Genomic DNA, 22,365 nt, shown 5'->3' on the forward strand with positions numbered 1-22,365 from the left:
GAAACAGCCACGCCGGGGATGTTCCGCCCGCTCGGCTACCCGTTCGGGCCACCGAATAGGTTGTCGTTGTTGCCATTGCCCGGGCGCTCATCCTCCGACTCCGTGGGTGAAGCCGTCGGAGACTGACCCGGTTCCGGCTCCCCGGTTTCCGGGCCCCCGGAGCCGGTCCCGCCGGTTTCCTCTTCCTCGCACTGCCACTCGAAGACACCGCAGGTCTCCGTCGGCGAAGGCGACGGGCTGGTCGAGCTCTGGCTGGGCGACGGGCTCGGCGACGGGCTCGCCTCAGGCGTTTCGGTGACCGTGGGGGTCGGGCTCGGGGCCGGCACGTCATTGACGATTTCGCCGATGGGCTCCGGCGTCGGGAACCTCTCCGCCGGCTGGCCCTTCAGCGCGTCCTCCATGTAGTCCTGCCAGATCAGTGACGGGAACGAGGCGCCGTGGATCGACTTCTGGTTGCCCGTCCCGTACATCTCCAGGAAGGTGCGGTTCTTGATGGTCTCGTCGTCCGGGTAGCGGAACATGCTGATCGCGGTCGACAGCTGCGGGGTGTAGCCGACGAACCAGGCGGACTTGTTGCCGTCCGTGGTACCGGTCTTGCCCGCCACCTCACGGCCGGGCAGCTGAGCGTTGGTACCGGTTCCCGCCTCGACGACGGTCTTCAGCACGTCCGTGACGTTGTCGGCGACCTTGGCGGTGAACGCCTGCTCGGTCCTGTCCTGGTGGGTGTAGATGGGGCCGTCCTTACTCGTGACCTTCGTCACCGAGTAGGGATCGCGCTGCTTGCCACTGGCGGCGAAGGTGGCGTAGGAGCCCGCCATACGGATCGCGCTGGGGTCGGAGGTGCCGATGGAGAAGGACGGATAGGTGGTACCCGCCAGGCTCTCCTCCAGCAGACCCGCGTCGATCGCCGCCTCCTTCACCTTGTCCAGCCCGACGTCCATGCCGAGTTGCACGAAGGCGGAGTTCGACGAGAACTGCATGGCCTCGCGGAGGTCGATCTGGTAGTTCGGCGGCTCACCGAGCGACTCGTCGCCGTCGTTCGTCTGCAGCCACTCCTCGCCCTTCTCGTTGTGCCAGATCGACCCGTCGTATTCCTTGATCTTGAGCTTGTTCTTGCCGCTGTACAGGCTCTTCGGCGAGACCACCGTCCGCTCGGCCTCGGACTGCACCGGGCCCAGATCGGGGTCCCGCACGCCCCACTTCATCGCCGCCGCGAGCACATACGGCTTGAAGGTCGAACCGACCTGGGCGCCGGTCACGTCGGCGTTGTTGGTGAAGTGCTTGGTGGCGTCCTCACCGCCGTAGATGGCCCTGATGGCACCCGTCTTCGGGTCCACCGAGGCACCGCCGAACTGGACGTGCGTGTCCGTGTCCGGCCGCGCCTTGGGGTCGATGTTCTCCTTGTAGACCTTCTTGACCGCGGCCTCGAGCTCCTCGACCTTCTTCCGGTCGAAGGTCGTGTAGATCGAGTACCCGCCCTGCTCCAGCTGGTCCTGGGTGACGACGTCGTTCTTGATCAGCGACGACTTGGCCAGGTCGACGAGGTAACCGATCTGACCGCTGAGCTGGGTGTTGGAGCGCGGGTTCTGCACCTTGGGCAGCGAGGTGAACTGGGCACGCTCGGCCTGGTCCAGATGCTTGTACTCGACCATCTTGTCGAGGGTGTCCTGCATCTGCCGCAGGGCCCGCTTCGTGTTGGCCTCCGGTGTGGCGGCGGGGTCGATGGAGGTCGCGCCGGCCGGGTCGTAGTAGGTGGCGCCCTTGAGCATCGCCGACAGGAAGGCGCACTCGCCGGCGTCGAGGTACTTGGCGTCCTTGTTGAAGTAGGCGCGCGCGGCCGCCTGGATGCCGTAGGCACCGCGGCCGTAGTAGGCCGAGTTCAGATAGCCCTCGAGGATCTTGTGCTTGGGGAGGGTGGTACCCACCTTGATCGAGACGAAGATCTCCGTGACCTTGCGGGAGATCGTCTGCGACTGGTCCTCCAGCATCGCGTTCTTCACGTACTGCTGGGTGATGGTCGAGCCGCCCTGCGTCTCCCCGCCCCGGGCCATGTTGAACACGGCGCGGGCGATGCCCTTCGGGTCGATGCCGCTGTCGCTGTAGAACGTCTTGTTCTCCTGCGAGATCACGGCGTTCTGCATGTCCTTGGGGATCTGCTCCAGGCCGATGATCTGGCGGTTGCGCTCACCGCCGGTGGCGACCATCTGGGTGCCGTCGGCCCAGTAGTACACGTTGTTCTGCGCCTCGGCCGTCTTCGCGACGTCGGGCACGTCGACCCAGGCGTACCCGATCCCCGCGGCGGCCACCAGCGCACCGAAGAACGCGACGCACAGCCCGGAGACGAGTTTCCAGGACGGCACCCAGCGCTGCCACCCGTCGCGGTCGTACCGCGGGTAGTCGATCAGCCGCTTGCCCCCGGCGGCGGCCGCCCGCCCGCGCCCCGCGGGAGCGGCGCGCCGCCCGCCACGGCCGGGCTCGGCCGCTCTGCGGCGCCCGCCCGCGGCGCGCTGCGCCGCACGGCGGGCCTCGGCCCGGCCGCCATACGGACGTTCCTCGCCTCCCGGACCGTACGAACCCGGCCCATAGGGCTCGGACGGAGACCCTGTGGCGCCGTGCGGCGCCGCACGGCGACCGGATGACGAGCCGGACTGACCGCGTCGGGCCGCGGCACGTCCGCCTCCCTGCGGCTGCGGCGGTTTGCGACGGTGCTCGCTCATCGAACGACTACTCCTCGGGCAGGCGCACCCTGGCGCGCCTGGAAACGGCGGCTGGTTTCCGGTCCCCCCGACGTACGGACGCGGTCGGTCCCGCGTTCACCCGTACTGCACCGGGGACGAGGACGCCCCCGGGCGTCACTCGGTTCCCGGAGGTGTGCATGGCGCACAGACTACGCACCGCCAAAACCCCCGAGGTCCGAAGTTCACCTCAAATCAGGCAACTTGCATCCGACGAATCGCTGATGTGATCCCGTTCACCCACCCCCCTCTTGTCGCGCCCGGAAGGCCGTTCTATCGTCTGGATGTATCGAGTCGATACATCAGGGCGGCATAAAGGCCGCCGCGAGACCGTCGCGGCACGTCCGCGGGTGAGAGGAGGCGACGATGAGCCGGCGTTCCGGGATCCTCGAGTTCGCCGTTCTCGGCCTGCTCCGCGAATCTCCGATGCACGGCTATGAGCTGCGCAAACGACTCAATACGTCACTGGGTGTGTTCCGGGCGTTCAGCTACGGGACGCTGTACCCCTGCCTCAAGACGCTGGTCGCGAACGGCTGGTTGATCGAGGAGCCGGGGAACGCCGCCGAGGCCGCGGCACCGCTCACCGGACGCCGCGCCAAGATCGTCTACCGGCTGACGGCGGAGGGCAAGGAGCACTTCGAGCAGCTGCTCGCCCAGACGGGCCCCGACGCGTACGAGGACGAGACCTTCGCCGCCCGGTTCGCGTTCTTCGGCCAGACGTCGCGCGATGTGCGCATGCGGGTGCTCGAAGGCCGGCGCAGCCGGCTGGAGGAGCGCCTGGAGAAGATGCGCGCCTCCCTCGCCCGCACCCGGGAGCGCCTCGACGACTACACGCTTGAGCTCCAGCGCCATGGGATGGAGTCCGTGGAGCGCGAAGTGCGCTGGCTGAACGAGCTCATCGAGAGCGAGCGGGCCGGGCGGGACCTGAGAGGTTCCGGCTCCGGGGAGACCGCTCAGCAGGACACCACATCTGGAGCGACGGGCGACCTGCCCCGGTCCGGGGACGACCCCCGGCCGGATACGCCCGACGACACCGCCACGTGAGCGCCCCGCACGGGCCTCACTCGTACACACAGGGAGCAACCGGAATGGGTTCGGTTCGCGTAGCCATCGTCGGCGTGGGCAACTGCGCCGCATCGCTGGTGCAGGGCGTCGAGTACTACAAGGACGCCGACCCGGCGGCCAAGGTCCCGGGCCTGATGCACGTCCAGTTCGGCGACTACCACGTGCGCGACATCGAGTTCGTCGCCGCCTTCGACGTGGACGCCAAGAAGGTCGGCCTCGACCTCGCGGACGCCATCGGCGCCTCCGAGAACAACACCATCAAGATCTGCGACGTCCCCCGCACCGGCGTGACGGTGCAGCGCGGCCACACCCTCGACGGCCTGGGCAAGTACTACCGCGAGACCATCGAGGAGTCCGCCGAGGAGCCGGTCGACGTCGTCCAGGTCCTCAAGGACCAGCAGGTCGACGTCCTCGTCTGCTACCTGCCGGTGGGTTCCGAGGACGCGGCGAAGTTCTACGCCCAGTGCGCCATCGACGCCAAGGTCGCCTTCGTCAACGCCCTCCCGGTCTTCATCGCCGGCACCAAGGAGTGGGCGGACAAGTTCACCGAGGCGGGTGTCCCGATCGTCGGTGACGACATCAAGTCGCAGGTCGGCGCCACCATCACGCACCGCGTCATGGCGAAGCTGTTCGAGGACCGGGGCGTCATCCTGGACCGCACGATGCAGCTGAACGTCGGCGGCAACATGGACTTCAAGAACATGCTCGAGCGCGACCGCCTCGAGTCGAAGAAGATCTCCAAGACGCAGGCCGTCACCTCCCAGATCCCCGACCGGGACCTCGGCGAGAAGAACGTCCACATCGGCCCGTCCGACTACGTCGCCTGGCTCGACGACCGCAAGTGGGCCTACGTCCGTCTCGAGGGCCGCGCCTTCGGTGACGTCCCGCTGAACCTGGAGTACAAGCTCGAGGTCTGGGACTCCCCGAACTCCGCCGGTGTCATCATCGACGCGCTGCGCGCCGCGAAGATCGCCAAGGACCGCGGCATCGGCGGCCCGGTGCTCTCCGCGTCCAGCTACTTCATGAAGTCCCCGCCGGTCCAGTACTTCGACGACGAGGCCCGCGCGAACGTCGAGAAGTTCATCCGCGGTGAGGTCGAGCGCTAACCGCGCTGTCCCCTCGGGCTGTTGAGGGTCCCCGGGTCGTGTGACCCGGGGACCCTGCCCGTATGTGAGGCTGTGCCCATGGCTGTCGTACGCGATCTGCGGGTCCTCCTCCGATTCCGGGATTTCCGGCACCTGCTCGCCGTACGCCTGCTGTCCCAGGGCGCCGACGGCGTCTACCAGATCGGGCTCGCCACCTACGTCGTCTTCTCACCGGAGAAGCAGGCCTCACCGGGCGCGATCGCCTCCGCGATGGCCGTGCTGCTGCTCCCGTACTCCCTGGTGGGCCCCTTCGCCGGAGTCCTGCTCGACCGTTGGCGCCGCCGCCAGGTCTTCCTCTACGGCAATCTGCTGCGCGCCTCGATGGCGACGGCGACCGCTGCACTCATGATCGCCACGGTCCCGGACTGGCTCTTCTACGTCTCCGCCCTGTGCGTCACCGCCGTCAACCGCTTCGTCCTCGCCGGGCTGTCCGCCGCGCTGCCCCGCGTGGTCGACGCCGATCGGCTGGTGATCGCCAACTCTCTCTCGCCGACGGCCGGGACGCTGGCCGCGACGGCGGGAGGCGGCCTCGCCTTCGTCGTGCGCCTGGTGGCCGCGGACTCCGACGCCGCCGTCGTGCTGCTGGGCGCCGCGCTCTATCTCTGCGGAGCTCTCGCCTCGCTGCGCATGGCCGTGGAACTCCTCGGCCCCGATCGAGGCGCGGCGCCGCCCCGGCTGGGGACCGCCCTCGCCGGCACCGCCCGCGATCTGGCGGCGGGGGTGCGTCATCTCGCCGCGCCGGCCCGGCGCGAGGCCGCCTGGGCGCTCGCCGCGATGACGCTGATGCGCTTCTGCTACGGCGCCCTGCTGGTGATACTGCTCATGCTGTGCCGGTACGCACTGACCTCCGGTACCGACGAGGGACTCGCCCTGCTGGGGCTCGCGCTCGGGGTGTCGGGCGCCGGCTTCTTCGCGGCGGCCGTGATCACGCCCTGGGCGGCCGGACGGCTCGGCCCCGGCCGCTGGATGGTCGTGTGCGCGGCGACCGCCGCGGTGCTGGAACCGGCCCTCGGACTTCCGTTCGCGACAGCTCCGTTGCTGGTCGCGGCGTTCGTCCTGGGGCTGACGACCCAGGGTTCGAAGATCGCGACGGACACGGTCGTGCAGTCCTCGGTCGAGGACGCCTTCCGTGGCCGGATCTTCTCCGTCTACGACGTACTGTTCAACATCGCTTTCGTCGGCGCCGCCGGTGTGGCCGCGCTGATGCTGCCGCCGGACGGCCGCTCGGTGCCGCTGGTCCTCATGGTCGCCGTGGTCTACGCAGCGGTTGCCGTCGCCATGGGCCGCTGTGAGCGGCAGTAAGCGACGCACCAAGACCAGGGGCACGCACGGCGGGCACAGCGGAGGGGCGGTGTTTCACGTGAAACACCGCCCCTCCTTTTCGTGCGCACGGGGCGTGTTTCACGTGAAACGTGCCCCGAGGCAGAGCCTCAGTCGTCCTGCTCGGCCCACCATTCCTTGAGCGCCGCCACCGCCGCGTCATGATCCATCGGGCCGTGTTCCAGACGGAGCTCCAGCATGTGCTGGTACGCACGGCCGACCGCGGGGCCGGGACGGACGCCGAGGATCTCCATGATCTGGTTGCCGTCGAGGTCGGGACGGATCGCGTCCAGCTCCTCCTGCTCCTGAAGCTTCGCGATGCGCTCCTCCAGGCCGTCGTACGCACGGGAGAGCGCGGCGGCCTTGCGCTTGTTGCGGGTGGTGCAGTCGGAGCGGGTCAGCTTGTGCAGGCGGTCGAGCAGCGGACCCGCGTCCCGCACGTAGCGGCGCACCGCCGAATCCGTCCACTCGCCCGTGCCGTACCCGTGGAAGCGCAGGTGCAGCTCGACCAGGCGGGAGACGTCCTTGACCAGTTCGTTGGAGTACTTCAGCGCCGTCATGCGCTTCTTGGTCATCTTGGCCCCGACCACCTCATGGTGGTGGAACGAGACCCGCCCGTCCTTCTCGAAGCGGCGGGTGCGCGGCTTGCCGATGTCATGCAGCAGAGCGGCCAGGCGGAGCGCGAGGTCGGGCCCGCCGTCCTCCAGCGCCATCGCCTGCTCCAGGACGATCAGCGTGTGCTCGTAGACGTCCTTGTGCCGATGGTGTTCGTCACTCTCCAGCCGCAGGGCCGGCAGCTCGGGCAGGACATGCTCGGCGAGCCCGGTGTCGACCAGCAGCGTCAGGCCCTTGCGCGGGTGCGCGGAGAGGATCAGCTTGTTCAGCTCGTCCCGGACCCGTTCGGCCGAGACGATCTCGAGACGGCCGGCCATCTCCTTCATGGCCGTCACGACCTCGGGAGCCACCTCGAAGTCCAGCTGCGCCGCGAAGCGCGCGGCGCGCATCATCCGCAGCGGATCGTCCGAGAAGGACTCCTCCGGGGTGCCCGGCGTCCGCAGCGCACGGGCCGCGAGATCCTCGAGCCCGCCGTGGGGGTCGATGAACTCCTTCTCCGGCAGCGCGACGGCCATCGCGTTCACGGTGAAGTCCCGCCGGACGAGATCCTCCTCGATGGAGTCGCCGTACGACACCTCGGGCTTGCGGGAGGTCCGGTCGTACGCCTCCGACCGGTAGGTGGTCACCTCGATCTGGTAGCCGGCCTTCTGCGCCCCGACCGTGCCGAAGGCGATCCCGACCTCCCAGACGGCGTCCGCCCAGGGCCGCACGATCCTCAGGACGTCCTGCGGCCGGGCGTCGGTGGTGAAGTCCAGATCGTTGCCGAGCCGGCCGAGCAGCGCGTCCCGGACCGACCCGCCGACCAGGGCGAGAGAGAACCCGGCCTCCTGGAAGCGGCGGGCGAGGTCGTCGGCGACCGGCGCGACCCGCAGCAGTTCACTCACCGCGCGGTGCTGCGCCTGGGTCAGGGCACGGGGGTTGTCTTCGTAGGCGTTCGGCACAACAGAAGAGGGTACGTGGCCCGAGCGGCGGGGGACTCATCCCAGGGGCGGCGGGCAGCGGGCACGAGCTGCGCTCCGAAATCCGCGTAAGCGGGTCGGTGCCCCCTGGCACACGCCGCCGGGCACGCGCGGGCCGCCCTGCGCATACCCGCACAAGGTCCGCTGCCGGGGCCAAGGACAGCCGTCTCCGTTATACCCGCGTATACGGGACAGCCGGACGCGGTCGTCGATCTTGTGGCGCACTCCGCGGCACTTCCCCTCAGCGCGCATCGTTACCATGCCTGGACGCACATTCCGACGACCACTGACGACGACGAGGGACGGGCGAGCGCGTGGCCGAGGCGGCAGACTTCCAGGGGACCAGTCCCTCACCTGCCCGCCGCCGATCGCGGCGCACCGCCGCCCTGCTCGCGGGGGCGCCCCTGCTGGCCTCGCTCGTCCAGCTGCCCGCCGCGGGTTCCGCGCACGCCGGGGCACCGGCGTCCCCGCAGGCCGCCCCCGGCGGAGGCACCGTCGCCGTCGCCGTCGACTCGCTCAGCCCCGCGGCCCCCACGGACGGGGACACGGTCACCGTGTCGGGCACGGTGACGAACACCGGCAAGCGGACCGTCACCGACGCCCAGGTGGACCTGCGGGTGGGATCCCGGCTCGGCACCCGCTCGATGATCGACACGGTCGCCAAGAACAGCGACGACCTCGGCGGCTCCCTCGGCGCGCAGGTCGGGGACAAGTACGCCGAGAAGTTCTCCAAGCTCACTCCCGGGGTCGCCGAGCACTTCAACATCTCCGTCCCGGTCGACGAGCTCGACCTGGGCGAGGACGGTGTGTACGAGTTCGCCGTCTCGCTCTCGGGGCAGACGTCCGCGCAGCCGTGGCAGCGGGTCCTCGGCGTCCAGCGGACCTTCCTGCCCTGGCAGCCCGACGAGGCCGGCACCAGGACCAAGACGACGTACCTGTGGCCGCTCGTCTCGACCGCCCACATGACGGCCGAGACGGATTCCAACGAGCAGCAGACGCGGGTCTTCCGCAACGAGGACCTGGCCAAGGAGATCTCGCCCGGCGGACGCCTGAACCAGATGGTGGCGCTCGGCACCGGCCTCGACGTCACCTGGGTGGTCGACCCGGACCTGCTGGCCTCCGTGGACGCCATGGCCCGCGGCTATCAGGTGCGCGGCGCGGACGGCACCACCGTCGCCGGCACCCACCAGGCGGTGGCCAAGCAGTGGCTCGCCGATCTTCAGGACGCGGTGGCGGACAAGGAGGTCGTGGCGCTGCCGTTCGCCGACCCCGACCTGGCGTCCCTCGCCCACAACGGCACCGACGTCACCGGCTCGCTGAGCCGGCTGAAGGACGCCACGGACGTCGTCACCAACACGGTCGAGACGATCCTCCACGTGAAACCGGTCACCGACTTCGCCTGGCCGGTGGAGGGCGCGGTCGATCCGTCGATCGTCAAGGTCGCCACCTCCGCGGGCGCCGACAAGGTGATCGCGCGCAGCGACAGCCTGGAGCAGGCCGGCGGCCTGTCCTACACGCCCTCCGCGTCCCGCCCCATCGGCGGCGGGACGACGGCGGTCGTCGCCGACGCCCGGCTGTCCACGGCGTTCCGCGGCGATCTGACCGACGCCTCCGCGTCCACGCTCGCCGTGCAGCGCTTCCTCGCCCAGAGCCTGGCCCTCGGCCTCCAGACCGGCAAGCAGCGCAGCATCGTCGTGGCTCCGCAGCGCATGCCGACCGGGAGCCAGGCCCGGGCGATGGCCGAGGCGCTGTCGGCCCTGCAGAACGGCACCTGGTCCGAGCCCCAGGAGCTGTCGGCCGCCGCCGCGGCCAAGCCGGACCCGAAGGCCACCACCAAGGTCCCGCCGGCCTCCGCCTACCCGTCCTCGCTGCGCAGGCAGGAGCTGCCGCGGTCGGCGTTCGAGCAGATCGCGCGCACGCAGGGCAAACTCGACAAGTTCCGGGCGGTCCTGTCGGACGAGTCCCGGGTGGTCACCCCCTTCGGCCGGTCCATGGACCGGGAGATGTCCACGTCCTGGCGCGGCCGCGGCACGCAGGCGGCCTCGTTCCGCACCGGCGTGGAGCGGTACCTGGACAGCCTGGCCGGTCAGGTCAGGCTGATCGACAAGTCGGAGACGAAGCTCTCCGGCCGCAGCGCCACGATCCCCGTGACCGTCCAGAACAACCTGGTCCAGGGCGTGGACCGCCTGGTGCTGCGGCTCACCTCCACCAACCCCACCCGCCTCAAGATCGACGGATCCGACTACCAGGAGCAGCCCGTCGCGGTCTCGGGCGGCCACAGCCAGTCGGTGAAGTTCACCACGTCGGCCAACGCCAACGGCCAGGCGACGGTGGTCGCCCAGCTGTACACCGAGGACGGCCGGAAGTACGGGGAGGCCGTCACCTTCGACGTGAAGGTCACCGAGATCACGGCCACCGTGATGCTGGTCATCGGCGGCGGCGCCCTGCTGCTCGTCCTCGCCGGATTCCGGATGTACACCCAGCGCAAGCGGGCCGCCGCCCGCGGGAACGAGGAGGACGGCCCCGGTGCCGCGGGAGATGCCGCGGACGGCCCGGAGAACCCGGAAGGCGCCGAAGACCGTCCCCGGAAGACCGGGGCGGGTTCCCGGGCGGAGGACGCCGAGCAGCCGGGTGACCCTGCACCGGACACCGCAGTGGGAAACACCGGCCCGTCCGGCACGGGTGAGAGAGTGGACCGTTGAGGATGTCGTGGCCGTGGGCCCGGGACGATGAGGTGGGGTAACCATGAACGCGCCGTACGACGGTGACCGCGGCCAGGCCGCGGGCAGCTCGGGCTACCCCGGGGGCCCGCAGCCCGAGGAGGGCCAGGCGCCGCCGGAGCACCCCGCGGACATGTACCTCCAGGACGCCTACGACCAGGACCCCTACCGGTCCCAGGACCTGTCCGCGCAGGACCCGGTCGCCGAGGCGCTCTACGACCGCGCCGCGCACCCCCCGCCGCCGCCCGGCGCCCACCCTCCGCAGCAGCCGCTGTACGGTCAGCCGCCCCAGTCGCCCTACGCCCCGGACCCGCATGTCTGGGCGCAGCCCCCGGCGCCGGAGCCGGCGGGCCCCACCCGGCACCTGCCCTACGGCGACGACCCGCGCACGACCCAGTTCGTCGGCGTGGACGACCTGGTCAGCCAGGCCGGCGAGCAGCGCCACGAGCCGGACGCCTTCGCGCACCTGTTCAGGGACCAGCAGCAGGGGGGCGGCCACCCGTCGTACGAACCGCCGTCCGTTCCGGGGCCGTCCCCGGCACCCGGCCCGTACGCGGGCGCTCCGGCACCCGGCGCGTACGCGTCGGCCCCGCAGCAGGAACCGTACGGAGCGTCGCCCCAGGGGCAGGGACCGTACGGCGCATACCCGGCCCAGGGCCCGTACGGCGGCGCTCCGGCGCCCGGCCCGTACCCGGCGTCCGACCAGGGCGCGTACCCCTCCGTGCCGTCCCCGGCGGCCGAGGAACCCGCCCAGGACCCCGCACCCGCGCCCGCAGCGGCCGCCGCCCCGAAGAAGGGCGGCCGCGCCTCGGGGCTGCTGAAGTCGAGCGCCGTGATGGCGGCCGGCACCATGGTCTCCCGCCTCACCGGGTTCATCCGCTCGGCGATGATCGTCTCGGCGCTGGGCCTGGCTCTGCTGGGCGAGTCCTTCCAGATCGCCTACCAGCTGCCGACGATGATCTACATCCTCACCGTGGGCGGCGGGCTGAACTCCGTCTTCGTGCCGCAGCTCGTCCGCGCGATGAAGGAGGACGACGACGGTGGCGAGGCGTACGCCAACCGCCTGCTGACGCTGGTGATGGTGGCCCTGGCCGCGCTCACCGGGCTGGCGATGCTCGCGGCGCCCCTTCTCGTCCGCATGCTCTCGAATCCCGTCGCGGGCGATCCCGACGCCAACGAGGTCGCCGTCACCTTCACCCGCTACTTCCTGCCCTCGATCTTCTTCATGGGCATCCACGTGGTGATGGGGCAGATCCTCAACGCGCGCGGCAAGTTCGGCGCGATGATGTGGACGCCCGTCCTGAACAACATCGTCATCATCGTGACGCTGGGCATGTTCATCTGGGTCTACGGCACCGCCGCCGACTCCGACATGCAGGTCGAGAACATCCCGCCCGAGGGCGTACGGCTGCTCGGTGTCGGCGTGCTCCTCGGCCTGGTGGTCCAGGCGCTGGCGATGATCCCCTACCTGCGGGAGACCGGCTTCAGGCTGCGGCTGCGGTTCGACTGGAAGGGCCACGGCCTCGGCAGGGCCGCCATGCTCGCCAAGTGGACCGTCCTCTTCGTCCTCGCCAACCAGGCGGGCGCGCTCGTCGTCACCCAGTTGGCCACCGCGTCGGTCACGGACACAGACATCGCCGGCACCGGTTACAGCGCCTACGCCAACGCGCAGCTGATCTGGGGCCTGCCCCAGGCCATCATCACCGTCTCCCTGATGGCCGCGCTGCTCCCCCGGCTCGCGCGCTCGGCGGTCGAGGACGACGCGGGCGCCGTCCGCGACGACATCTCCCAGGGTCTGCGCACGACCGCCGTCGCGATCGTGCCCATCGCCTTCGGCTTCGTCGCGCTCGGCATCCCGATGTGCACGCTGATCTTCGGTTCCTCGGGCACCGGCGCCGCCACCAACATGGGCTACATGCTGATGGCGTTCGGCCTCGGCCTGATCCCGTACTCCGTGCAGTACGTGGTCCTGCGCGCCTTCTACGCCTACGAGGACACCCGGACGCCCTTCTACAACACGGTCATCGTGGCCGCCGTGAACGCGGGCGCCTCGGCCCTGTGCTACGTCCTGATCCCGCCCCGCTGGGCCGTGGTCGGCATGGCGGCCTCCTACGGCCTGGCGTACGCGATCGGTGTCGGGGTCGCCTGGCGGCGGCTGCGCAAGCGGCTCGGCGGGGACCTGGACGGCTCCCGCGTGCTGCGCACGTACGCCCGGCTGAGCATCGCCTCGGTGCCGGCCGCGCTCCTGAGCGGGGCGGCCTGCTACGGGATCAGCCACACCCTCGGCCAGGGCATCGTCGGGTCCTTCGCCGCGCTGGCGGCCGGCGGGGCCGTGCTGCTCGGCGTCTTCTATGTGGCCGCCCGCCGTATGCGGATCGAGGAACTGAACTCGCTGGTCGGCATGGTGCGCGGACGGCTGGGACGCTGAGGCGGGGGGTAGGCGCACAACCATCGTCCGCCGCCGCGTGTCGTGCATAGCGGCGGACTGTGGGCACAATTGGTTTCGGCGTCGGACGGCGCGCAACGGCTGCGGTCCGGCGCGCAACGATTGGGGAGGCAGGAACGACGGTGGCGGAACGGAGCACGGCTGCCGTCGACGTGGCAGACAGCAGCGGCGAGCAGTCGCTGACCGCGCAGGCGGACCAGTCCACGGCCGACGGGGTGGCCCAGAACCGGGAGCGGGACACGGAAAGCGACGAGGCACAGGGAAGCGCCCGGGCCGAGGGTTCCGGCAAGGTCTCGCCTCCCGAACTGCACAGCGGTCACAAGCTCGCCAGGCGCTACCGGCTCGAAGAGTGCGTCACCCGTCTGGACGGGTTCAGCAGTTGGCGGGCCGTGGACGAGAAGCTCCGCCGCGCCGTCGGTGTCCACATCCTGCCCGCCGATCACACGCGGGCCCGCTCCGTCCTGGCCGCCGCCCGCTCCTCCGCGCTGCTCGGGGACCCCCGCTTCGTCCAGGTGCTGGACGCCGTGGAGGAGAACGACCTCGTCTACGTCGTCCACGAGTGGCTCCCCGACGCCACCGAACTGACCACGCTCCTCGCCGCCGGTCCGCTGGAGCCGTACGACGCCTACCAGATGGTCAGCCAGGTCGCCGCCGCCATGGCGGCCGCCCACCGCGAGGGCCTCGCCCACCTCCGCCTGAACCCCAACGCGGTCCTGCGGACCTCGACCGGCCAGTGGCGCATCCGCGGCCTCGCCGTGAACGCCGCGCTGCGCGGCGTCAGCTCCGACACCCCGCAGCGCGCCGACACCGAGGCCGTCGGCGCCCTGCTGTACGCCGCGCTCACTCAGCGCTGGCCGTACGAGAACGACGCCTACGGCCTGTCCGGCCTGCCCAAGGATCTCGGCCTGATCCCGCCCGACCAGGTGCGCGCCGGTGTCCACCGCGGCCTGTCCGAGCTCGCCATGCGGGCGCTCGCCAACGACGGCGCCACCGCCTCCCGCCACGAGTCCCCCTGCACCACGCCGGAGGAACTGGTGAAGGCGATCGGCGAGATGCCGCGCATCCGCCCGCCGGAGCCGGCCTTCACCGCACCGCCCGAGTACCAGCGCACGACGTACCAGCAGGGGACCTACGGCCGGCCGGCCGCGCACCCCGGCGTCACCCAGCCGGTGCCCACCCCGCCGCCCCCGCTCCAGAGCCGCACCGGCAAGGCCCTCAAGTGGGCCGTCTCCGCCCTGCTCATCGCCGCCCTCGGGCTGGGAAGCTGGCAGCTGGCCGACGCGCTGATGGAGCGCGACGGCAAGGCCGGCGACCAGAACCAGACGCAGACGACGGACGGGGACGACAAGGCCGGCAAGCAGACCCGGCCCAGCAAGCCGCTCCCGATCCAGGGCGCACAGGAGTACGTGGCCAAGGGCGACGCCCAGGCCCCCGAGGACGTGGGCAAGACCTACGACGCCGACAGCTCGACGTACTGGCGTACCAAGAGCTTCTACGACGGGCCGGAGATGAAGCCCTCGTTCAAGCCCGGTGTCGGGATCGTCTACGACCTCGGGTCGGCGAAGCAGATCTCCTCCGCGTCGATCGGGCTCCGCTTCGCCGGTGACCACACCACGGTCACGCTGTACGCGGCGGACTCGCTGAGCCCGGCCGGCCCGGTCGACTCGATGCGGAAGCTCGGCAGCGCGACCACGAGCGGGGACTCCGCTTCGGTGAAGATCGGCAAGCCGGTGAAGACGCAGTACGTGCTGGTCTGGTTCACCGCCCTGCCGTACGCACCCGGCGACCAGTACAGCGGCTCCGGCTACAAGCAAGCCGTCACTGACGTCGAGTTCAAGGGCTGAGCACCTGCGGACGACAGGGGAGGGGGTCCGATGGCGGGCGGCACCGCTTACGGCGACGCGAGCGACCAGGACCTCCTCGCCCGCCATGTGGCGGGGGACCCCGAAGCCTTCGGCGAACTCGTCCGCCGGCACCGTGACCGGCTGTGGGCGGTCGCCCTCCGGACGCTGGGCGACCGCGAGGAAGCCGCCGACGCGGTTCAGGACGCCCTCGTCTCCGCCTACCGGGCCGCCCCCACCTTCCGAGGCCAGTCGGCCGTCACCACATGGCTTCACCGGATCACGGTGAACGCCTGTCTCGACCGCGCCCGCAAGGCGGCGTCGAGGAAGACGGCCCCGGTCGACGACACCGAGCGCCTGGAACGGCTGCTGGAGCCGCAGGAGTCCGCGGCGGCGCCCGCGGAGCGAAACGACCTGCACCGCCGGCTGCTGGAAGCCCTGGCCACCCTGCCGGCCGACCAGCGCGCGGCGCTCGTCCTGGTGGACATGCAGGGCTACCCGGTGGCCGAGGCCGCCCGCATCCTGGATGTGCCGACCGGCACGGTGAAGAGCCGGTGCTCCCGGGGGAGGGCAAGGCTTCTGCCGCTCCTCTCCGACCTGCGGCCCGAGGGCATCGCCAGCGGCCGGAAGGCGGCGGGCGCGGAACGGAACCGGACGACGGGGACATCCGTCCCACCCGCGGTGGGACCGCCCCCGGCGGGACCGCCGGACGCGGGGCCAAGCGATTCAGCCGCAGTGAAGGGCGGAGGTGGACGAGCGTGACGTCGCCGACGGACATGGCAGGGCACCCGGACGTCGCGGAGATCTCCGACCTCGCCGAAGGACTGCTGCCTCTCTCCCGCACCACGGACATACGACGGCATCTGGACACCTGCGAGCTGTGTGCGGACGTCTACGCCTCGCTGGCGGAGATCCGGGGGCTGCTCGGCACGCTGCCCGGGCCCCCGAGCATGCCCGCTGACGTGGCGGGCCGTATCGATGCCGCCCTGGCCGCGGAAGCCCTGCTCGACGCCACGGCGCCCGAGCCCACCGCTGCCTCGTCGGCCCGTGTGATGCTCTCCGCTCCGCAAGGCACCGGCCACCCGCCTGTTTCACGTGAAACACCGGCATCGACGGACCGTCCCGCCGGGACCGCACGCCGCTCCAGCACCGGGCCGGGCCGGAAGGGCGGCAAGCGGAGCGGCCGACGCGGACTCGCCGCCCTCGGTGCTGTGTTCGCCGCGGCCACCCTGGGGATCGGCGCCGTGATCGTGTCCTCTCTCGATGACGGCGCGCCGTCGAAGGAGGCAGGCGGTCACCCGACCGCGCCCGCGGACACCTTCTCCGAAGGGAAGCTGAAGCAGCGGGTCTCCGCTCTCCTGGCCGAGAACCAGGGAGCACGGAGCGAGACCCGCGCGCCCCGCAGCTTCGGCGCCGAGTCCGAGACGACCGGCGAGAACCGCCTCTTCACGCACCCGACCGTCCCCGCTTGCATCCAGCAGGGCATCGGCCGCAAGGCGGCGGCGCTCGCCACCGAGGAAGGCGTCTACCAGGGCAGGAAGGCGCTGCTGGTCATCCTGCCCGAGCCCTCGGACGACCGCAGGGTCACCGTCTACATCGTCGAGGCGACGTGTGTGGATGCCCCTTCGACCAGCACGGCCAGGGTTCTGTTGCAACGCTCGTACGCGCGCTGAGCCCGTTCTTGCCTGCTTGCCGTGCGAGGCACGGCACCCTCACGGTGTCACCCCGTGTCCGGCCGCTCCCCCCGTGTGCCCGGACACAGCGGGAATGTGCGCCCCTTAGGATCCGTTGGGTGGGGTGAGAGTTCCGAGAGAAGCTCCCACCGGCCGTACGACGCAGTCCAGAGACGAGGAATCAAGCCGTGAGCGACGTCCGTAACGTGATCATCATCGGCTCCGGGCCCGCCGGCTACACGGCGGCGCTCTACACCGCGCGCGCGTCGCTGAAGCCACTGGTGTTCGAGGGGGCCGTCACCGCCGGCGGTGCGCTGATGAACACCACCGAGGTGGAGAACTTCCCGGGCTTCCAGGACGGCATCATGGGCCCCGAGCTCATGGACAACATGCGCGCCCAGGCCGAGCGTTTCGGCGCCGAGCTCATCCCTGACGATGTCGTCGCCGTCGACCTGACCGGTGAGATCAAGACCGTGACCGACACCGCGGGTACGGTCCACAAGGCCAAAGCCGTGATCGTCGCCACCGGCTCGCAGCACCGCAAGCTCGGCCTGCCCAACGAGGACGCCCTCTCCGGCCGCGGCGTCTCCTGGTGCGCCACCTGCGACGGGTTCTTCTTCAAGGACCAGGACATCGCCGTCATCGGTGGTGGTGACACCGCGATGGAGGAAGCCACGTTCCTCTCGCGCTTCGCCAAGTCCGTGACGATCGTCCACCGCCGCGACACGCTGCGCGCCTCCAAGGCGATGCAGGAACGCGCCTTCGCCGACCCGAAGATCACGTTCATCTGGGACAGCGAGGTGGCCGAGGTCCAGGGTGACCAGAAGCTGTCGGGCCTGAAGCTGCGCAACCTCAAGACCGGCGAACTCTCGGACCTGGCGGTGACCGGCCTGTTCATCGCGATCGGCCACGACCCGCGCACCGAGCTCTTCAAGGGCCAGCTGGACCTGGACGAGGAGGGCTACCTGAAGGTCGACGCGCCCTCCACCCGCACCAACGTGACCGGTGTCTTCGCCGCCGGCGACGTGGTCGACCACACCTACCGCCAGGCGATCACCGCCGCCGGCACCGGCTGCTCCGCAGCACTGGACGCCGAGCGTTTCCTCGCCGCTCTGGCCGGCACGGACCAGGCCGAGCCCGAGAAGACCACTGTCTGACCCCCCATCCGCCACGCACCAACCAGTTAAGGAGCCCGCCGTGGCCGGCACCCTGAAGAATGTGACCGACGCCTCCTTCGAGCAGGACGTCCTCAAGAGCGACAAGCCCGTGCTGGTGGACTTCTGGGCCGCCTGGTGCGGTCCCTGCCGCCAGATCGCGCCGTCCCTGGAGGCGATCGCCTCCGAGCACGGCGACAAGATCGAGATCGTTAAGCTCAACATCGACGAAAACCCGGGTACGGCCGCCAAGTACGGCGTCATGTCCATTCCGACCCTGAACGTCTACCAGGGTGGCGAGGTCGTCAAGACCATCGTCGGCGCCAAGCCCAAGACCGCGATCGTCCGCGACCTTGAAGAGTTCATCGCCGACTGACGTTTCACGGAGCCTTCGTTTCACGTGAAACACGAATGGGCCAACCCTGCTGGGTTGGCCCATTCGTCTGCCCGGGACTGGTCGGCAGTCCCTCTCAGAGCGGCCTGAGCGCCGGTTCCTTCTGTACAGCTCCCAGCAACCGGTCCAGGGCCATCTCCACGTCTTCCTTCCACGACAGCGTGGACCGCAGCTCCAACCGGAGCCGTGGATGCGTGGGGTGGGGCCGAACCGTCTTGAACCCCACGGCCAAGAGGTGATCGGCGGGCAGCAGGCAGGCCGGCTCCTCCCAGCGGGCGTCCCCGAACGCCTCGATGGCCTTGAACCCCCGCCGCAGCAGATCCTTGGCGACTGTCTGGACCATGACCCTGCCCAGTCCCTGGCCCTGGTAGCCCGGCATGACGAACGCGGTCATCAGCTGCACCGCGTCGGGTGAGACGGGGCTCGTGGGGAACGCCGTGGAGCGGGGAACGTAGGCGGGAGGGGCGTAGAGCACGAAGCCCACCGGCACATCATCGACATAGACGACCCGGCCGCAGGAACCCCAGTCCAGCAGCACCGCGGAGATCCATGCTTCCTTCTCCAGGTCGGGTGTGCCCGCCTTTACCGCAGCCTCGCCACTGACGGGGTCCAGCTCCCAGAAGACACACGAGCGGCAGCGCTGGGGAAGGTCCTGAAGGTTGTCCAGCGTGAGTGGTACGAGCCGACGCCCCATGAAGGCTGTTCCTCGCTTCCTACGCCCGCCGCGCTGCGGGCGGCTGTCAGAGCACTCCGTTCCCTGAGCAGGCTGCCGATGAACCCGCCGACCGCGCCCAGTCCCAGGCCCGCGCCCACCAGTCCGGTACGGCCCATCGATCGCATGGCCCCTTGCCTCCCTCTGAGAGGTGGTAGCAGGTGAATACGCCATACCCGCACGCATCGTATCCACGATGCGATTCCCTCGATACCGCCGTAAAGCAAAAGGGCGGTCCGTTCCGGTACACACCGGACGCAGGCCGCCCTGTCGCATACGGGACGGCACCGACGCACCGCCCAGCCGGAATCAGGAGTCCGTTTCCTCGGGATCACCCTCCTGGAGCTTCTGCTGAAGCACCGGCCCCTCGCCGGGGGCCAAGGTGCCCAGGATCCGTTCGAGATCCTCCAGGGACGCGAACTCGACCGTGATCTTGCCCTTCTTCTGCCCCAGGTCGACCTTCACCCGCGTCTCGAAACGGTCCGAGAGCCGCGTCGCAAGGTCCGTCAGAGCGGGAGAAACCCTCGACCCGGCCCGCGGCCCCTTGGCGCGCTGAAGCTTCTGCGGCCGGGAGCCCATCAGCGTCACGATCTCTTCGACCGCCCGGACCGACAGCCCCTCGGCCACGATCCGATGGGCCAGCCTGTCCTGCTCCTCCGGATCCTCTACCGCCAGCAGCGCCCGTGCGTGCCCGGCCGAGAGCACTCCGGCGGCCACCCGGCGCTGTACCGCGGAGGAGAGCTTCAGCAGACGCAGGGTGTTGGAGACCTGCGGACGGGAACGGCCGATGCGGTCCGCCAGCTGGTCGTGCGTGCAGTTGAACTCATTCAGCAACTGGTCGTAGGCGGCGGCCTCTTCCAGCGGATTGAGCTGAGCCCGGTGCAGGTTCTCCAGGAGAGCGTCCAGGAGAAGCTTCTCGTCCTCCGTGGCCCGCACAATGGCGGGGATCGCCTTCAGTCCCGCCTCGCGGCAGGCACGCCAGCGACGCTCACCCATGATGAGCTCGTAGCTCGCCGGACCGACCTGGCGGACGACGACCGGCTGGAGGAGGCCCACCTCCTTGATGGAGGTGACAAGCTCCGCCAGGGCGTCCTCGTCGAACACCACACGCGGCTGCCGAGGATTCGGCGTGATGGCGTCGAGGGGGATCTCCGCGAAGTGAGCCCCTATGGGAGCCGCAGGCATCTCCGCAGAAGATTCCGCGGACTCCTCTGTTTCACGTGAAACACGCGGCAGTGTGGCCACCTTCGCCGCGGCGACCCCACGGTCGGTCGTCAGACCGGGGACCGACGCAGGGGACGTGGAAGCACCGCCTCCCAGCGCGGCCGAAGCCACCGTCTTCTCCGTCGGGGCAGGAGGAATCAGTGCGCCGAGACCACGGCCCAACCCCCTCCGTCGCTCGCTCACTGCATCCCCTCCACCATGTTCGGATTGTTCTGGGCACCGATGCGGGCGTGTGTCGGGTCGTAGCTGACACCGACCCCCCTCAGCGCGATTTCTCGTGCCGCCTCCAGGTAGGAGAGGGCACCGCTTGATCCTGGATCGTAAGTCAGCACGGTCTGCCCATAGCTCGGCGCCTCCGAGATACGGACCGAGCGCGGAATGCTGGTCCGAAGGACCTCGTCGCCGAAGTGGTTCCGTACCTCCTCAGCGACCTGGGAGGCGAGCCGCGTCCGGCCGTCGTACATGGTGAGCAGGATCGTCGACACATGGAGCGTGGGGTTGAGGTGCCCCCGCACCAGATCGACGTTGCGCAGCAGCTGCCCCAGACCTTCCAGCGCGTAGTACTCGCACTGGATCGGGATCAGCACCTCCTGGCCGGCGACGAGGGCGTTGACGGTCAGCAGGCCCAGGGACGGCGGGCAGTCGATGAGGATGTAGTCCAGCGGCTGCTCATACGCCTGGATGGCCCGCTGTAGCCGGCTCTCCCGCGCCACCAGTGACACCAGCTCGATCTCCGCACCGGCGAGATCGATCGTGGCGGGAGCACAGAAGAGGCCCTCGACATCGAGGACCGGCTGGACGACCTCCGAGAGCGGCTTGCTCTCGACCAATACGTCGTAGATGGACGGGACCTCGGCGTGATGGTCGATACCCAGGGCAGTGGACGCATTGCCCTGAGGGTCAAGATCGATCACCAGCACACGGCCACCATGCAGAGCCAGCGACGCGGCAAGATTGACGGTGGTCGTCGTCTTGCCCACACCGCCCTTCTGGTTGGCGACCACGATGATCCGGGTCTGTTCGGGCCGCGGCATACCCTCACCGGCGCGGCCCAGAGCCTCCACCGCCAGCTGAGCAGCTCGACCGATCGGAGTGTCGTCCATCGGGGGCGGCGTTTCACGTGAAACATCCGCTCCCATCGACTCGGTTCGGGGACCGGGGACCGGATCGGTCATCGGCCCCGCGATATTGGCGTCGGACCGCAAGGATTCACTCTCCTCGACTTCAGGCTCGCAATGAACAGAGCCTCCCATGCCTTCGGGGTCGTGAACCAGCGAGGTCTGACCTTCTGTGGAGAAATCCACCTCTGTGGACATCTCCGTGCCCTCTACGGGGGAAGAGACCTCGTCCGCAGCAGGGATCTCCTCGGAGGCCGCCTCCGAAGACGCGAGAGATCCCAGGGGCTTGCGGTCGCGGGGTTCGGCCGCGGCGCGGCCCCGACTGATGATGCCGTGCAGCAGTGAGCGACGTTTCACGTGAAACACGATGCCCAGCAGCCGTGACCGAACTGTCGCGACACTCCGGAGTGCACAGGTATGGCAGCTTGTGTGGAGTACGCATCACCCCGGACGCTCCGCCCGCGCCGGTGTCACCCGGCCGGACGGCCGCCCGCCGTGTTTCCGCCTTCGCGGGGCCGGGTCAGCCGCGCCGCCGCCGGGCCCTCCCCGTCCGAGCCGCCTTTGCCCGCTTGGCGGCGAAGCGCACGCCGCCCGGACTCTCCCCGACCTCGACCCGTACGACCGTGGACATCGGGTCCACGATCCCCTCACCGACGTGCAGGATGGACGTCTCCACGGCACCCAGCTTGCTCAGTGCGACGGCGGCGCTCTTGAGCTCCTCCTCGGCGGTGTCGCCCTTGAGCGCGAGCATCTCGCCGTACGGGCGCAGCAGCGGAATACCCCAGGTGGCCAGGCGGTCCAGTGGTGCCACGGCCCGGGCCGTCACCACATGAACGGGCGGGAGCTGGCCCATGACCTCCTCGGCCCGGCCCCGGACGACGGTGACGTGGTCCAGGCCCAGCAGCTCCACGACCTCGGTCAGGAAGTTCGTGCGGCGCAGGAGGGGCTCCAGAAGCGTGATCTTCAGGTCCTCCCGTACCAGTGCCAGCGGGATCCCGGGCAGGCCGGCTCCCGAGCCGACATCGCACACCGTGACCCCCTCGGGCACGGCCTCGGCGAGCACCGCGCAGTTCAGCAGGTGTCGTTCCCACAGGCGGGGAACCTCACGCGGGCCGATCAGACCGCGCTGAACTCCCGCCTCGGCGAGCAGCTCCGCATAGCGGACCGCGTCCGCGAAGCGATCGCCGAAGACCTCGCGGGCCTGCTCGGGCGCAGGGGGAAGCTCCGCTGCCTCCGTCACGGGG

The 22,365-nt window shown here is 70.1% G+C and carries 16 protein-coding genes; 10 read left to right on the top strand and 6 right to left on the bottom strand.

Annotated features, from left to right (window positions below):
- Nucleotides 1-35: 35 nt before the first annotated feature.
- A complete protein-coding gene (locus tag AB0L74_RS06115) occupies nucleotides 36-2,717 on the bottom strand; it encodes a transglycosylase domain-containing protein (protein WP_365646094.1) in 2,682 nt (893 codons plus the stop codon).
- A 384-nt stretch (nucleotides 2,718-3,101) separates the two neighbouring features.
- On the opposite strand from AB0L74_RS06115, the gene AB0L74_RS06120 reads away from it, so the two are divergent.
- The 3 genes from AB0L74_RS06120 (at nucleotide 3,102) to AB0L74_RS06130 (ending at nucleotide 6,247) form a co-directional block, all read left to right on the top strand.
- Nucleotides 3,102-3,779 (top strand): PadR family transcriptional regulator, encoded by a 678-nt coding sequence (locus AB0L74_RS06120; RefSeq protein ID WP_365646096.1) that lies wholly within the window; start codon nucleotides 3,102-3,104, stop codon nucleotides 3,777-3,779.
- Nucleotides 3,780-3,823: 44 nt separating this feature from the next.
- Complete coding sequence (locus tag AB0L74_RS06125; RefSeq protein ID WP_365646098.1) at nucleotides 3,824-4,906, top strand: inositol-3-phosphate synthase; 1,083 nt, start codon at nucleotides 3,824-3,826, stop codon at nucleotides 4,904-4,906.
- 78 nt (nucleotides 4,907-4,984) lie between these two features.
- The gene (locus tag AB0L74_RS06130; RefSeq protein WP_365646100.1) at nucleotides 4,985-6,247 is read left to right on the top strand and encodes an MFS transporter; all 1,263 of its coding nucleotides are present in this window, start codon (nucleotides 4,985-4,987) and stop codon (nucleotides 6,245-6,247) included.
- Between the two features lie 128 nt (nucleotides 6,248-6,375).
- On the opposite strand, the gene AB0L74_RS06135 is transcribed toward AB0L74_RS06130, so the two are convergent.
- Nucleotides 6,376-7,821, bottom strand: coding sequence for a CCA tRNA nucleotidyltransferase (locus AB0L74_RS06135; protein WP_365646102.1), 1,446 nt, complete (start codon nucleotides 7,819-7,821; stop codon nucleotides 6,376-6,378).
- Between the two features lie 332 nt (nucleotides 7,822-8,153).
- On the opposite strand from AB0L74_RS06135, the gene AB0L74_RS06140 reads away from it, so the two are divergent.
- The 7 genes from AB0L74_RS06140 to trxA all read left to right on the top strand — a co-directional run bounded on the left by AB0L74_RS06140 (nucleotide 8,154) and on the right by trxA (nucleotide 18,049).
- A complete protein-coding gene (locus AB0L74_RS06140; RefSeq protein ID WP_365646104.1) occupies nucleotides 8,154-10,541 on the top strand; it encodes a DUF6049 family protein in 2,388 nt (795 codons plus the stop codon).
- Between the two features lie 43 nt (nucleotides 10,542-10,584).
- Nucleotides 10,585-12,987: a murein biosynthesis integral membrane protein MurJ gene (gene murJ / locus AB0L74_RS06145; RefSeq protein ID WP_365646106.1), complete on the top strand. Its 2,403-nt coding sequence runs from the start codon at nucleotides 10,585-10,587 to the stop codon at nucleotides 12,985-12,987.
- Between the two features lie 140 nt (nucleotides 12,988-13,127).
- On the top strand, nucleotides 13,128-14,849 hold the full coding sequence (locus AB0L74_RS06150) for a protein kinase family protein (RefSeq protein ID WP_365646108.1): 1,722 nt from the start codon (nucleotides 13,128-13,130) through the stop codon (nucleotides 14,847-14,849).
- A gap of 30 nt (nucleotides 14,850-14,879) precedes the next feature.
- Nucleotides 14,880-15,608 carry an RNA polymerase sigma factor SigM gene (gene sigM, locus AB0L74_RS06155; protein ID WP_365646109.1) on the top strand — a complete coding sequence of 243 codons (729 nt, stop codon included), beginning with the start codon at nucleotides 14,880-14,882 and terminating at the stop codon, nucleotides 15,606-15,608.
- On the top strand, nucleotides 15,605-16,519 hold the full coding sequence (locus AB0L74_RS06160) for a hypothetical protein (protein ID WP_365646112.1): 915 nt from the start codon (nucleotides 15,605-15,607) through the stop codon (nucleotides 16,517-16,519). The genes sigM and AB0L74_RS06160 overlap by 4 nt, the downstream gene beginning before the upstream one ends.
- Before the next feature lie 188 nt (nucleotides 16,520-16,707).
- On the top strand, nucleotides 16,708-17,676 hold the full coding sequence (gene trxB, locus AB0L74_RS06165) for a thioredoxin-disulfide reductase (RefSeq protein ID WP_365646115.1): 969 nt from the start codon (nucleotides 16,708-16,710) through the stop codon (nucleotides 17,674-17,676).
- A 40-nt stretch (nucleotides 17,677-17,716) separates the two neighbouring features.
- Nucleotides 17,717-18,049 carry a thioredoxin gene (gene trxA, locus AB0L74_RS06170; RefSeq protein WP_365646118.1) on the top strand — a complete coding sequence of 111 codons (333 nt, stop codon included), beginning with the start codon at nucleotides 17,717-17,719 and terminating at the stop codon, nucleotides 18,047-18,049.
- 94 nt (nucleotides 18,050-18,143) lie between these two features.
- On the opposite strand, the gene AB0L74_RS06175 is transcribed toward trxA, so the two are convergent.
- The 4 genes from AB0L74_RS06175 to rsmG all read right to left on the bottom strand — a co-directional run bounded on the left by AB0L74_RS06175 (nucleotide 18,144) and on the right by rsmG (nucleotide 22,361).
- On the bottom strand, nucleotides 18,144-18,761 hold the full coding sequence (locus AB0L74_RS06175) for a GNAT family N-acetyltransferase (RefSeq protein WP_365646121.1): 618 nt from the start codon (nucleotides 18,759-18,761) through the stop codon (nucleotides 18,144-18,146).
- A 327-nt stretch (nucleotides 18,762-19,088) separates the two neighbouring features.
- On the bottom strand, nucleotides 19,089-20,186 hold the full coding sequence (locus tag AB0L74_RS06180) for a ParB/RepB/Spo0J family partition protein (protein ID WP_365646124.1): 1,098 nt from the start codon (nucleotides 20,184-20,186) through the stop codon (nucleotides 19,089-19,091).
- Nucleotides 20,183-21,256, bottom strand: a complete 1,074-nt coding sequence (locus tag AB0L74_RS06185; protein WP_365646703.1) for a ParA family protein — start codon at nucleotides 21,254-21,256, stop codon at nucleotides 20,183-20,185. Before AB0L74_RS06185 ends, AB0L74_RS06180 begins: the two co-directional genes overlap by 4 nt.
- A 385-nt stretch (nucleotides 21,257-21,641) precedes the next feature.
- A complete protein-coding gene (gene rsmG / locus AB0L74_RS06190; protein ID WP_365646127.1) occupies nucleotides 21,642-22,361 on the bottom strand; it encodes a 16S rRNA (guanine(527)-N(7))-methyltransferase RsmG in 720 nt (239 codons plus the stop codon).
- Between the last annotated feature and the right edge of the window lie 4 nt (nucleotides 22,362-22,365).

The sequence above is a fragment of the Streptomyces sp. NPDC052020 genome (assembly GCF_040680575.1).
Lineage (GTDB): Bacteria > Actinomycetota > Actinomycetes > Streptomycetales > Streptomycetaceae > Streptomyces.

Excerpts from the sequence above, each read along its gene's own strand:
- sigM (WP_365646109.1), top strand. The coding sequence starts at position 14,880 with ATGGCGGGCGGCACCGCTTACGGCGACGCGAGCGACCAGGACCTCCTC.
- AB0L74_RS06185 (WP_365646703.1), bottom strand. The coding sequence starts at position 21,256 with ATGGGAGGCTCTGTTCATTGCGAGCCTGAAGTCGAGGAGAGTGAATCC.
- murJ (WP_365646106.1), top strand. The coding sequence starts at position 10,585 with ATGAACGCGCCGTACGACGGTGACCGCGGCCAGGCCGCGGGCAGCTCG.
- AB0L74_RS06120 (WP_365646096.1), top strand. The coding sequence starts at position 3,102 with ATGAGCCGGCGTTCCGGGATCCTCGAGTTCGCCGTTCTCGGCCTGCTC.
- AB0L74_RS06130 (WP_365646100.1), top strand. The coding sequence starts at position 4,985 with ATGGCTGTCGTACGCGATCTGCGGGTCCTCCTCCGATTCCGGGATTTC.
- AB0L74_RS06115 (WP_365646094.1), bottom strand. The coding sequence starts at position 2,717 with ATGAGCGAGCACCGTCGCAAACCGCCGCAGCCGCAGGGAGGCGGACGT.
- AB0L74_RS06125 (WP_365646098.1), top strand. The coding sequence starts at position 3,824 with ATGGGTTCGGTTCGCGTAGCCATCGTCGGCGTGGGCAACTGCGCCGCA.
- AB0L74_RS06175 (WP_365646121.1), bottom strand. The coding sequence starts at position 18,761 with ATGGGGCGTCGGCTCGTACCACTCACGCTGGACAACCTTCAGGACCTT.